This is a genomic window from Myxococcus sp. AB025B (assembly GCF_006518215.1).
Classification (GTDB): domain Bacteria; phylum Myxococcota; class Myxococcia; order Myxococcales; family Myxococcaceae; genus Myxococcus; species Myxococcus fulvus.
Genome location: NZ_SRLW01000309.1, coordinates 1 through 11749, shown reverse-complemented (window position 1 = coordinate 11749; position 11749 = coordinate 1). Strand labels below are relative to the sequence as shown.

The window sequence follows — 11749 nt, the reverse complement described above, 5'->3', positions numbered from 1 at the left end:
GCCAACACGTCCTCGACCTCCGTTCCCTGGTGCTCTCGGACCGCTGGGACGCCGCCATGAACCTCACGCTCGCGCCGCAGCGTGCGGAGGTGCGGCGCGCCGCCTGATCAGGATGGGCGCCACACCCTCGCGGACGACGTGCCTGTCGTGCTGCAACAGGCGACACAAGACGAAAACGGTCGGCTGATTGCCTTCGAGGAGGTCCACGGTCAACGCGGCGAGGCACACCACTTCGCGGGCGGTGAGGGCGGGGATGCGAACATCGTCGTCGGACCAACGCTGTTCGGGTTCGCGCGCACCCACCTGCGTGAGCTGCGTGCGGGGCAGGCCGTCCCCCTGGTCTTCTGGGACCGAGGCAGCGAATACGCCTTCGAGCTGACCTTGACCGGCGACACCGTCCAGATGCGTGCGACGAGCTTCTTCGTCGCGCTGGCGGTCTCACCGATAGAGTTCCGCCTGGGTCCGGGCGAGCAGGTCGTAGCGTATCGCGGACGCGTGCCTCCACTGCGAGATGGCCGTGCCACGGACGCTGACGTGACCTATGTCTATCTTGCGCCGTTTCGCTAGCCCCCTTGCCGGTTTCGTGGCGGCGCGTTCGCGTTGTCCATGTCCGAGACGATCAGCCACGGCCCACCGGGTGCACGACGCAGGGTGAGGGTGAACTTCCCCGTGTCGTCGGCCTTGTTGCCGTAGCCGTATGCGCCGATGATGTAGCCACTCGTCTCTTCAGCGGCGAACGCGAGCGCGCGCAGTTGCAATGGCCCGCCGGCTTGCCCCTCATAGGCGGCTCGAATGGCCGCACGACCACGGACAGGCGGGCGATTGCTCTGCAGTACGAACCCGTCCTCCGCGAACAGCGAGGCAAGCGCAGCCGCGTCGCCCGCGCGCCATGCACGCTCATAGTCGCGCAGCACGCGGTCCAACGCAGGTGGCAGTGCGACCTCGGGGAGGCGCACGGCCGCGGCGGGAGCAGGAGCGCTCTGAGCCAGGATGGGCTCGGTCACCAGCATCGAGCCAAGGACGACCCACGGAAGACGATAGCGGCTCATGGACCTCGGGCTGCGGTGGATGTCGAGCTGGGGAGACGCCCTTACTTCGGCGCCACCGTCTTGGTCGCCGTCTTCACCGTCGTCACGGTCTTTGTCGTCGCCTTCGTCGTCGACGTCTTCGTGACTGTCGTTGTCGCCTTCGAGGCCGCCGCCGCCTCGGCCGTCGACACCACGCCATTCGAATCAAAGCCCTTCATGAAGAGCGCGACGACCGCAAGAACAGACAAGACACCTGCCAGTTGTTTCATACGACTTCCTGTCGACAGCGTGTCATGTGGAACCCGGGAAATCAAGGAGACGAGCCGTCCGAGACCTACTCCCAAGGCGCAAGCGGATTGCGTGGGAACCAGAAGAAGAACCACGCCAGGACGCCTGCGCAGAATGTCAGCGTGGCCCCGCGCGGCAGCTTCGAGAGCGCCAGCGCCGACAGGATGCATTGGCCTGGCATGAACAGCAGCATGTAGAACGGATAGGTCACGCGCACGTGCGCGACCAGGAGGAAGAGCAGGTACGGGACCCCCACCAGCAGCGAGGAGAGGAGCGCCAGCGGCTGTCGCGCCCGGATGTCCGGCCACACGAGCGGAATGGCGAGCCAGATGAACAGCAGAATGACCAGGTTGGGCTGGTCCATGTACTGCAGGACATCTCGTGGGATGCTGCCGTCCTCGGACTGGATGGACGTGACGAAATACGGCGAGTTCGGGAACCCCGAGAACCAACGCAGCGGATGCACGCTGTCGCTCATTCCCGGCGAACCAACGGTCTGATGATAGCTCGCCATGCTGGCGAGGTGATGCAGCGGGCTGGGAAAGGCTTGATACACGAGGTCGTAGAGCCCCAGTCCCGCGAGAAAGGTCAGGGCCGCGGGGATGCCGACGCTGAGACCGACCCGTGTCTTGACCGCCAGCGCGGCCTTGGAGTACCACCGCTCCTGGCTGAGCAGGACGTAGAGGACCAGCGCGATGAACACCATCGCCACCACGCCCTTGGCCAGCATGCCAACGCCGAGCGCGAGTCCAGCGAGCCACCACCTCTGGCCCGTGAACAAGTAGACGCCCAGCATCGCGAAGAAGAACGCCGGGATGTCGAGCATGGCGATCGACGAGTGGACGAACCAGAGGTTCTCGAAGCCGAGCAGGAAGGCGGCGAGGAGCGCGACACGGCCGTCCGTGAGCCTCCGCGCGAGGAGGTAGAGCAGCACCAGCGTGAAGCTGCCCGCGAAGACGGAGGGCAGGCGCCAGCCGAATCCCCGGTCACCGAACGCCTGGATGCTGAGTGCGATGAGAACCTTGGCCAGAGGCGGGTGCTCCTCGTTGCATCCCGTCCCGGCCATCAGACACCTGGCCGCCGGTACGTAGTGCGCCTCGTCGAAGACATAGGACAGGGTCGGCTGATCGATGATGAGCAGGTGAAGCAGCAGGACCCCCGCCACGAGCGCCACGAGTGCCCAGCCCTCGCTGGACGTCGAGGGCTTCGGCGGCGTCGAGCCATCCCACCGACGCATCTTGAGACTCCATCGAGAAGGTGCGTCCATGATTGATGGCCGGAGGATACTCACGGACCTGTCTGAAGCGAGCACGAAGGACGGCGCCACCGGGCCCTGAGACACGGCTCGAAATGGACTCTTCCCCGAGTATCGGAGGAGCTATCCTGGCGCGATGCGAAGCACCGACCTCGACCTCTACGCTCCGATTCCGCGCGGGCATCGCGTCCGCCTGATGGGCCTGAAGCGCCCAGGCAGCTTCCTGGTGGGCCCCGTCGACGTCACCCTCGTCATCGACCTCACCACCGGCACGTACTACATCCCCCACGCGCTGTTCCCCGACTTCCAGACCTGCACCTCGCCGGAGATGCTCGACGCGCTGATCCACTCGGGCAAATGGGGCATCACCTACACCTACGAAGGGGAAGTGCTCACCTCGGCGGTGACCCTCAAGGAAGCAGGCAAGTACAACTACGCCGTGACCCGGCTGTTCGTCTCCCCGTGAGCTCCTTGGAAGACCTCGCGGGGGGCCTGACTCAGCGCAGCGGCAATCCCAGCCGCATGGCCAGGAAGGACTGCATCACGTCGGCCGCGGCCTGGGTGTACTCGTCCGTCATGCGGCCATGAAGGTAGAAGGACATCCGGAGGCTCGCGGTGCCAAACTCCACCGCCAGCGCCGCGATGTCCGGCGCCCCCCGCGGGATGTCGATGCCGTGCGTCGCGAGCAGGTTGCGCGCGAGCGTGCCGAGCCGCGCGATGGTGGACTCGAACGCGCGGAAGCTCACATCCGAGACCGGCCCGCTCAGCAGGACCACCTGCGCCGCCGGATGCGCGCGGTAGAAGTCCGCCGCCGCATGCACCATGCGCGTCATCGGCTCCCGCCAGTCCTTGGCCCCCAGCAGGCTCTGGGCATAGCGCGTCAGGTGCGCCTCCAGCGCCGCCAGCTGGCGCTCCGCCAGCTCGTTGAGCAGGGCCTGGGGGGTCGGAAAGAACTTGTAGATGGTCGACCGCGGGTACTCCAGACGCTCCGCCAGCGTCGGAATCGAGAACGCCGAGAGCCCTGATTCCAGCAGCAGCCCCTCCGCCGCCTGGAGCACGGCATCGACCCGGACCTTGGCGCGCTGCTGCTGCGGCTTGCGCGCCACGAAGTCGGGGCGGGGGGCGGATTGACGCGCATCGTCAGCCATGGCTCGTGACTCCATTGCGTTCGTCGCGGACGCGAAGTCGGCACCGCGCGTTCTTCCACGCCAGGGTTCGCTCGACAACCCAGCGGTGGCGGCCAGGACACTCCTCGGACTGGCTGCCCGCACGGGCCCCACCTGGCTCCGGCGCCCCCCCAAGAACGTCAATAAGCAGCAAAAGTCGCCCAAGCCACTTTCGCGACAAATGTCCCTTATTGGCGACAAATGTGAACTAGTCTCATACCGAGCGTGCGCCCTGGAACGGACGTCATCGAGCGCATGCCCACCGGTCGGACCGCGACCCCATCCGACCGACCCACAGGCAGACAGGAGGAGGGACGTCATGGAGGCACGTCTGATTCGAAGCGGTCTCGTCGCGATGTGTTTCGTATTTGCCGGCAGTACACCGGCGGCAGCGCAATCGGACCTGCTCGGCAGCAAGCGCGGCGGGCACTACTGGTTCGAGTTCTGCTCGGGCAAGTCGGATGCGACGCCCCTGCCGGCGGATCCACGCTCACTCGTGACACCCACGTCGAACAAGCACGTCGTGTTCAACGTGGGGTGGAACTCGTGCATGAACCGCACTCCGCAGACGTGCGGCGAGCTGCGGTCGGTCAACGCGGCGGGAGGGCGGCTGCTCGGGGGAAATGGAGACCCCGACGCCGGCTGGGAGTTCAGCGGCCACTCCGCGTGGAGTCTCTGGTCGATGTCCGCGGCCCAGTACAACGCGCTGTGGCTCAGGTGGGGCCTGCCGTTCCGCCCTTCCGACTTCGACAACCTCGTCGCCGAGCGTTACGGCGTCCCGCTCAGCCAGCAGCGCAATCCGTATCCCCTCCCCTTCGAGGACCCGAACCGCACGAACGGAGGCTCCGGCCAGCTGCCGATGGCCCTGACGCAGACCCGCAACGCCGACGGCTCGTGGAGCGGCCAGATTGGCGTCACGTGCTCGGTCTGTCACAGCGGTCAGATTGGCAAGGCGAGCGACGGCGCGGGCCTGGGGGCGCTGCACGGCACCAACGGCCTCACCGACGCGACGCTGTTCCTGGGCGAGCTGGGCGGCCTCAACCCCGCCTTCACCATTGCCTCCCTGAACCGCATCCGCGGCACGGGCAACATCACCAACTTCCAGCTCTTCGCCCTGCTCACCCTCTTCGACCCGGACGGGACGATTCCCGGCGTCATCCTCAATCCCAGCATCTGGGCCGCTGGCTCGACGGGCACGGAGGACCCACCGAACTGGTGGAACCTCGGGCACCGGCCGGTGAAGTTCTACGACGCCGGCATGAGCAGCGACGCCACGCGCATCGAGCTCTCCTGGTACATGCCGGGCGCCGCGCTGCCGACCTACCAGGGCGGCTACGAGTGGATCCTCGAGAACGAGTACCAGGCCAACACCTGGATGCTCGGGCTGAAGTCGCCGGCCTACCCGCTGCCGGTCAACACGGCGCTCGCGCAGCAGGGGTCGGTCCTCTTCCACACGCTCGACCTGTGGGCGCCGAGCCGCAACAACCCGGTCGCGAAGCCGCAGCAGGCCGGCAACGGCTCGTGCGCGAGCTGCCACGGCGCGTATGCGCCCCGCTACGTGAACGACCCGAGCTTCCTCGCCACTCCGTTGTTCGAGGGCATGGCGGCCAACGTCACGCCCATCGACATCATCGACACCGATGACGCCCGGATGCTCGCCAACGACGGCGCCGTCGAGACCCAGGCGAAGTACAGCTTCTTCGGCTACAACGGACAGGAGGGGTGCGCCGAGAAGTACAACATGATCGGCTATCTCGCGCAGCCGCTCTACGGCATCTGGGCGTCCGGCCCGTACTTCCACAACGGCTCGGTGCCCGACCTCTGGAGCCTGCTCAAGTCGTCGGACCGCCCGCGCATCTGGCGTCGCAAGTCGAAGCCGGCGAGGTTCGGCGTGGTGATGGGCTTCGAGACCGACCTCGCGAAGGGCTATGACCAGACCAAGGTCGGGTGGAAGTACGACACGATTCCGTGCAGCTACCTGACCTTCTCGCCGTTCAACCACTGCAACCCGTGGGACCCGAACGAGACGCCGCTCATCGAGGGCGGGCTGTCGCTGCTGTACGGCAACGGCGCGCTGGCCTGGAACCTCCTGGGCAGCATCGTGGCCCCGAGCTTCACGAACTCGGACATCGAGGACCGGAAGATCTACAACACCCGGATGTTCAGCCAGTCGAACTCGGGCCACACGTTCACCGACGTGCTGACGGACGCGGAGCGCACCGCGCTCATCGAGTACATGAAGACGCTGTGAGCCGTCCGCTGGAGCGTGGCGGGATTCGCTCGCCACGCTCCGTGGAGTGGCCCCCGCGGAGCTCCCCTTCGAGGCCCGCGAGCGCATCCATTCAGGGGTCCGGGCCAAGGCGAGGCCCATGGTCGTGGCGCCTCAGGAGGGGCCGCTCCCCTGGGGGCTGGCGCGACGGGCCATGGCGGCTTCACGCGCGTCCGGGAAGGCACGCTCGATGCTGGCGTCCAGCAGCGAGAGCTGTCGCTCCAGTTCGGCGCGCCGGAAGGGGGGCGCCACACGCAGCAGGTCCTCCAGCAGGAAGCGAAGGCGCCGGACGACCTGGACGGAGCGCTCGCCATACTGGCGAAGCTCATCGATGGCGAGCCGGAGGTAGGCGCTCCAGTCCGGGCGCGGGCAGAGCAGTCGGAGCGCGCCCTCCTCGTCCTTGCGTGACGGGGCGGGAAAGCGACGGTGGACCATGCGCCGCAGCAGGTCGTGGAGCTGGTCGATGACCTGCACGGCCGTGGTGGGGTCATTGATGCCCGGAGAGAGGGCCCGCTCCGCGACGTCGACGAGCTGGCGGAAGCCGAACGCGGTGTCCTGCTGGAGCGTCCGCTCGGGGCCGACGACCACGGCCTCCGTCAAGGCCTTCACGTCGAGCTTCGCGGCGTCTCCCCACACCTCGAAGAGCGGGCCGCCGTGGGGGATGAAGTCACCCATCATCGGCAGCAGGGCCAGCAGGACGTCGGCCTCCCGGGCACAGGCCAGCAGACGTGACTCGTCGATGACGACGAGGACCCCGGACGGCCCGTCATGGGGGACGAGGAGGGATGCGGGCGCCGCGGGTCGCTCCAGGCGCTCCTCCTCCGCGTCCTGGCCGATGCCCTCCGGGTACATCCGCTCCAGGGTGCGGCAGGTCTCCTGACGGATGCGCTCGAGGATGACCACGGCGCGGATGGACTGGGCGACATGGTGGATGAAATAGATGAACGTCGCCACGCAGAGCAGCGCGAGGACGACGGCGAGCCAGACCGAGAGCGAGGGCACATAGCCCTCGTTGCCCCGCCATTCCGTCGCGCCTCGGACGCCTCGCAGCGTCAGCAGGGCGTAGACGAACGTCCCCACGAAGATGCCGAGGGCGAGCTGACTCCGCCGGTCCCCCAGGAAGGTGCGCATCACGCGCGGAGAGAACTGATTGCTGGCCTGCTGGAGGACGAGGATGGTGACGGAGAACACGAGGCCCGCGAACGTCATCATCGAGGAAGCCACCGCGGTGAGGACCGAGCGGGCGCCCTCCGGCCCGCCTCTGAAGAGGTACCAGGCGTGCTCCGTCTGCTCCAGTCGCGAGTCGATGGCCTGGGCGAGGTAGGAGAAGCCGATGGCTCCCACGACACACAGCGCGGGCACCAGCCAATAGCTCATGTTCAGCCGCTCGGTGAGGCGTGCGAATCGAGGCGTCATGATGGTCGCGACGAGCACCGGGCCGCGGACGCGGCGCCGCGAGCCCGGCTGGCGGGAGGAGGCTCGGTCTTCCTGGTCGACTCCGGCAATAGTGGGCACGCCGCATCCGGACGGAAGGGACCGCGGCCCGCCAGACAGGAGGCGAGAGGGCTCCGCCGGGGCACCGCCAGGCGACCATGCGCCAGGCCCGTCGGCGCGGGTGTGCCCCTGAGCCGCGGAACGCTCCTTGACCCGCCGGGGGGTCAGAAGAGGCTGACCTGCGGATACAGCAGGCCCGAGAACCCGGCCCGAGCCCACGGCTCAGCCATACAGCTCGCTCAGCGGCCCCGGCGCGATGCGCGTGCTGCCCTCCTGACCGAAGGTGTTGAAGTCCGCGTCTCCGAACGCGTGGCCGAGCGTGTTGAAGAGGTTGGAGACCTGCCGGTTCCGGGTCGCGTCGTACTTCGGGTACACGACGGTGCGCCCGTCGGTCTTCAGGCCCAGCGCGTTGCCGCCCACCACGAGCTTGGGCCACTCCCGCGAGGTCGAGTGGTGCTGCTCGCCGTTGTCGGACATGAAGACGATGGCGGTGTGGTCCAGCATCGACCCGCTCGCGCCAATCTCCGGCGTGGCGGCCAGCGTCCTCGCCAGGTTCGCCACCAGCTGCACGTGGCGGCGGGTGACCTCGGCGACGCGGTCCCAGTTCTGCCCCGCGTCCAGGCCGTGCTGCAGGCTGTGTCGCGCGACGTCGGCCACGTCCGCGCCATAGGCCACGTCGAAGCCCGAGGTGCCCGTCGCCAGCACCACCGTGTTCGTCAGCCCGCCCAGCAGGGACGCCGTGGCGATCTGGAACTGCGCCTCGAACCACTTCAGCGAGTCGGGCGGTGAGCCCGCGCCGGTGATGAGCGGGTTGTCCTTCGGCGCTGGCGGAAGGTACGGCCGCACGCGGTCCGCCATGCCCGCGAGCTGGTCCTCCCGCGTGCGCAGCGACTCGAGCGAGGAGAGGTAGCGCTCCAGCTTCAGCCGCTCGTTGGAGTTGCCCTTGAACTCCGCCAGCGCCTTGCGCGAGTCGGCCAGCGCGAAGTCGAAGAGCATCTTCCTGTCCCGCCCGTTCGTCGAGCCGCCGAGCAGCGAGCCGAAGGTGCTGTCGAACGCGAGCGACGGGTTCACGATGATGCCCGCGGGCTTGCGAGGCCCCAGCGCGCACGTCTCGTACACAATCGACACGCGCGCGGAGCTGGTGCCCAGGCGCAGCACGTCGAACGGGGCCCCCCGGCGCAGGCGAGGCGCAATCACCGCGTCGAAGGTCGCGCCCGCGCCGTTCACCGCGCAGCTCAGCGCGCCCGTCCCGCTGGAGTGCCCACCGCCCGCGATGAGGCTGGAGAGCCCCAGCAGCACGGCGGAGCGGTTCACCAAATCCATGTTGCCGGGGGACGCCGCCAGCGGTCCGAGACAGGTCGCGGTGGCGAGGTTGTCGCCTTCACGCACCAGCGCGGTGTCCTTGTACGCGTCCCAGAAGATGCGGTCGGTGGTGTTGGCGCGCCCTCCCAGCGCCGCGCGGGTGCCCGCGCTCAGGAGCGCGCGGGGATAGACGCCGTTGCACTCGAGCACCAGCACCAGGCGCGCCGGTGGCTTCGACGACGACTGGGCGTAGACGTCGTGGAAGTAGGGCGCGAAGAGGCCGGCGGCCATGCCCTTCAGGACGGTTCGTCGCGAGAACATGGCGGTCACTCTCCAGCCCGCGGCACGCGCCGCGTCTTCCAGGTGTCACTGGTCATCAACGCGGTCAGCATCTTGGAGAACGAGCCGTTGTTCTGGTCATAGGCCTGCTCCATCTGCGTCAGCGTGCAGGCGTCACTCAGGTTCTCTGGGCGCCCCATGAAGTAGCGGAAGGTCTGTCGCAGGAAACAGCGCTTGACGTGTCGCGAGGTCGCCAGGCGCTCGCTCAGCTCCACCGCGTCGCGCACCGGACCGTCCAGCGCGGGGTCCGGCATCGACGTGAGCGTCGAGCTCCCGTCCGGCGTCGTCCACCCTCCGCTGGTCGAATGGTCCCTCGCGCGCAGGAAGCCCGCGTGGTTGTAGATTTCGAACGGCAGGCCGAGCGGCTCCATCAGGCGGTGACAGCCCTGGCACTGCGCGCCGGCGGTCGCCTCCTGGAGGCGGCGGCGCGCGTTCTTGTCGGGAGCGTGGGCGCCGACCTGTGCCGCCACCTGCACGGTGCTCAGCGGCGGGACAAAGCCACACAGGAGGTTCTCCCGCACCCACTTGCCGCGGTGGACGATGGAGGGGTCGTCCTCGAAGTTGCCGCCGTGCGCGGCCAGCCACACCGGGTGGGTCAGCACGCCCGCGCGCTCGGTGGCGGGCAGCGTCTTCCAGCGGCCCGCGACAGTCGCGGGGAGGATTTCGCTGACGTTGTAGGGGTGCGACAGGCCCTTGTGCGAGTCATAGGCCGCGTTCTGCATGGAGGGCACGTAGAAGGTGCGCGTGGTGAGCAGGTTCGCCAGCACGTCCTTGTCCTCGACGACCACCCGGGCAATCAGGTCGTCGAACTGCTGGATGAAGGTCGGCTCCAGCGGATGGAAGTTGGTGAGCAGGTTGTCGTAGGAGACGGAGCTGATGTAGCCGAGCCCCTCGATTTCGAAGCGCGAGGTCGCCGCCGGGGACTCCTTGAACACCCCCGCCACGTGCCCGTAGCCGAGCCACTCGCGGAAGAAGCCCGCGACGCCGTCCCCCAGCCAGTACTGTCCACGCTTGGCGCGCTGCTCCTCGTTGTAGTCCTGCACCAGGTCGAAGCGCGGGGTCCCGTTCTGGTTGGCGTCGACGCCGCCCAGGTACTTCTGGATGAGCGCGGCGGTCGTCGCGTCCTGCGTGAGCGAGCCATCCTTCGCGGCCGTGGCCACGTCCGCCAGGTGCCCCTCCAGGGGCGCGGAGTAGTACGGCCACACGAAGCTCGGCGTGGCCGAGGGCGCGCGCCCGCCCAGGGCGTAGGCCAGCTGAGAGCCCAGCTCGAGGCCGGTCAGCTCCACGCGGCCGTCCACCGGCTCGCCGCCCATCTCTCGGCGGAACAGGGCGCCGGTCATCATCCACGCGGCGTTGGAGATGCGCGTGATGGAGTCCGCTCGGATTTGCGCGGACTTGCTCGGCTCCTGCGCGATGACCTCGGTCGCGAAGGCGGTGAGGCGGGTGAGCTCATCCTCGGTGGGCGGGCGGAAGAAGACGCCGAACTCGAGCATCTGGCCCAGGTGGAAGCGCTTGCAGGTGTCGCTCGGGTTCGCGTCGTTGAACATGCAGCTGAAGCGGCTGTTGGTGAAGACTCGCTCCATCCGGTTGCCGTCCGGGTAGTTCATCGTCCACGGCGAGGCGGCCTCGCCGACGACCGGCAGGAACAGCTCCACCGTGGCTTCGTCCAGCGTCTCGTCCGTGGCCCAGGAGCTGTACTGCTCGATGGCGCTGGGGTCGAGCGGGTTGTCGTAGAAGCTGAACCCCGTCCAGCTGCGCTCGACCGAGCCACCGACGTTGCGGGTGAACTCGCGCCGGTTCATGCGGCGGATGCGCGTCGGCGCATCCGAGCGCACGCCCGCGGTGCAGCTGAAGAGCGTGGACGGGTCGAGCAGGTTGGGCTCGGCCACCTCCGTCACGGGCGGGCCCCCCGTGCCATTGCAGAGAGGCATCCCCTCCCCTATCCAGGTCTCGAGCGCGGTGAGCTCGGCGGTGCTCGCGCGCGCATGCGGCGCCGGCGGCATCGGAGACGCGTTGTCACGCATGCGAATGAGCGCTCGTTCGGCGTTGCTGAGCCGCCCGTCCATCGACGAGCTCACCCGCATGTCGTGCAGGGTGCGCAGCGGCATCGTCGCCCCCTGGCTCGGCATCGCGCCGTGACAGCTGGCGCAGCGCTCGGCGAGCACCGTCTGCACCACGCACGCGGCGGCCTGGTTCCCTCCGGGCCCACCATCAGGGTCACCTGGGTTGTGGGGGCCTGCGTCGGGGGTGTCGTTGGGCCCGTTGGAAGAGCCCTTGCACGCAACGAGGCTCAACAGTCCGGCCAGCAAGAGGACGCGGTTCATGCGGCCAGACTGGCACGGACGGCGGGTGGGATAGCAAGCAAGCTCTGCAAAGCAGGCTCAGCTCCGTGAAGCGGCTCGCGTCCAACGCGACGGGCCCGGCGCGAGGAAACGCACCGGGCCCGCCGTCATGTTTCACGATGTGGCGAGGTGCTTCAGGCGCCGAGCGCCACGTTCTCCAGCACGCCCAGCGCGTCGGGGACGAGCACGGCGGCGGAGTAGTAGGTGCTCACCAGGTACTGGGTGAGGGCCTGGTCGTTGATGGCCATGCGCTTGACGGTGAGGCT

Annotated in this window: 10 protein-coding genes and 2 pseudogenes; 3 read left to right on the top strand and 9 right to left on the bottom strand. The window is 68.2% G+C overall.

The genetic code is table 11. The features are described from left to right. Positions 1-138: 138 nt before the first annotated feature. The gene (locus FL311_RS35280; protein WP_141332082.1) at positions 139-567 is read left to right on the top strand and encodes a hypothetical protein; all 429 of its coding nucleotides are present in this window, start codon (positions 139-141) and stop codon (positions 565-567) included. Here the strand turns inward: FL311_RS35280 and FL311_RS35275 are convergent. The 3 genes from FL311_RS35275 to FL311_RS35265 form a co-directional block, all read right to left on the bottom strand. After that, positions 564-1049, bottom strand: coding sequence for an SgcJ/EcaC family oxidoreductase (locus FL311_RS35275; RefSeq protein ID WP_141332081.1), 486 nt, complete (start codon positions 1047-1049; stop codon positions 564-566). The two genes, FL311_RS35280 and FL311_RS35275, sit on opposite strands and share 4 nt — an antisense overlap. 41 nt (positions 1050-1090) lie before the next feature. Beyond that, complete coding sequence (locus FL311_RS35270) at positions 1091-1297, bottom strand: hypothetical protein (protein ID WP_153882715.1); 207 nt, start codon at positions 1295-1297, stop codon at positions 1091-1093. Between the two features lie 65 nt (positions 1298-1362). Then, complete coding sequence (locus tag FL311_RS35265; RefSeq protein WP_194869490.1) at positions 1363-2490, bottom strand: glycosyltransferase family 39 protein; 1128 nt, start codon at positions 2488-2490, stop codon at positions 1363-1365. Positions 2491-2707: 217 nt separating this feature from the next. Between FL311_RS35265 and FL311_RS35260 the strand changes: the two genes are divergently transcribed. Further along, complete coding sequence (locus FL311_RS35260) at positions 2708-3037, top strand: hypothetical protein (RefSeq protein WP_141332079.1); 330 nt, start codon at positions 2708-2710, stop codon at positions 3035-3037. Positions 3038-3068: 31 nt separating this feature from the next. Here the strand turns inward: FL311_RS35260 and FL311_RS35255 are convergent, their stop codons facing one another. Both FL311_RS35255 and FL311_RS45620 read right to left on the bottom strand, forming a co-directional pair. Further along, the gene (locus FL311_RS35255; protein WP_194869489.1) at positions 3069-3719 is read right to left on the bottom strand and encodes a TetR/AcrR family transcriptional regulator; all 651 of its coding nucleotides are present in this window, start codon (positions 3717-3719) and stop codon (positions 3069-3071) included. A gap of 16 nt (positions 3720-3735) precedes the next feature. Beyond that, a pseudogene (locus tag FL311_RS45620) lies at positions 3736-3846 on the bottom strand (IS5/IS1182 family transposase); the annotation flags it as partial. A gap of 210 nt (positions 3847-4056) precedes the next feature. On the opposite strand from FL311_RS45620, the gene FL311_RS35250 reads away from it, so the two are divergent. Continuing rightward, complete coding sequence (locus FL311_RS35250) at positions 4057-5988, top strand: hypothetical protein (protein ID WP_228557295.1); 1932 nt, start codon at positions 4057-4059, stop codon at positions 5986-5988. A 132-nt stretch (positions 5989-6120) separates the two neighbouring features. Here the strand turns inward: FL311_RS35250 and FL311_RS35245 are convergent, their stop codons facing one another. The 4 genes and pseudogenes from FL311_RS35245 to FL311_RS45615 all read right to left on the bottom strand — a co-directional run. Beyond that, positions 6121-7422, bottom strand: coding sequence for a DUF2254 domain-containing protein (locus tag FL311_RS35245; protein ID WP_141332077.1), 1302 nt, complete (start codon positions 7420-7422; stop codon positions 6121-6123). 300 nt (positions 7423-7722) lie between these two features. Continuing rightward, on the bottom strand, positions 7723-9123 hold the full coding sequence (locus FL311_RS35240) for a DUF1552 domain-containing protein (protein WP_141332076.1): 1401 nt from the start codon (positions 9121-9123) through the stop codon (positions 7723-7725). A 5-nt stretch (positions 9124-9128) separates the two neighbouring features. After that, complete coding sequence (locus FL311_RS35235) at positions 9129-11465, bottom strand: DUF1588 domain-containing protein (protein WP_141332075.1); 2337 nt, start codon at positions 11463-11465, stop codon at positions 9129-9131. A gap of 152 nt (positions 11466-11617) precedes the next feature. Then, positions 11618-11749 (bottom strand): annotated as a pseudogene (locus tag FL311_RS45615) (hypothetical protein); the annotation flags it as partial.

Bases quoted from the DNA above. Each gene is read 5' to 3' on its own strand.
- FL311_RS35275 (WP_141332081.1), bottom strand. From the start codon at position 1,049: ATGAGCCGCTATCGTCTTCCGTGGGTCGTCCTTGGCTCGATGCTGGTG.
- FL311_RS35270 (WP_153882715.1), bottom strand. From the start codon at position 1,297: ATGAAACAACTGGCAGGTGTCTTGTCTGTTCTTGCGGTCGTCGCGCTC.
- FL311_RS35260 (WP_141332079.1), top strand. From the start codon at position 2,708: ATGCGAAGCACCGACCTCGACCTCTACGCTCCGATTCCGCGCGGGCAT.
- FL311_RS35255 (WP_194869489.1), bottom strand. From the start codon at position 3,719: ATGGCTGACGATGCGCGTCAATCCGCCCCCCGCCCCGACTTCGTGGCG.
- FL311_RS35250 (WP_228557295.1), top strand. From the start codon at position 4,057: ATGGAGGCACGTCTGATTCGAAGCGGTCTCGTCGCGATGTGTTTCGTA.
- FL311_RS35245 (WP_141332077.1), bottom strand. From the start codon at position 7,422: ATGACGCCTCGATTCGCACGCCTCACCGAGCGGCTGAACATGAGCTAT.
- FL311_RS35240 (WP_141332076.1), bottom strand. From the start codon at position 9,123: ATGTTCTCGCGACGAACCGTCCTGAAGGGCATGGCCGCCGGCCTCTTC.
- FL311_RS35235 (WP_141332075.1), bottom strand. From the start codon at position 11,465: ATGAACCGCGTCCTCTTGCTGGCCGGACTGTTGAGCCTCGTTGCGTGC.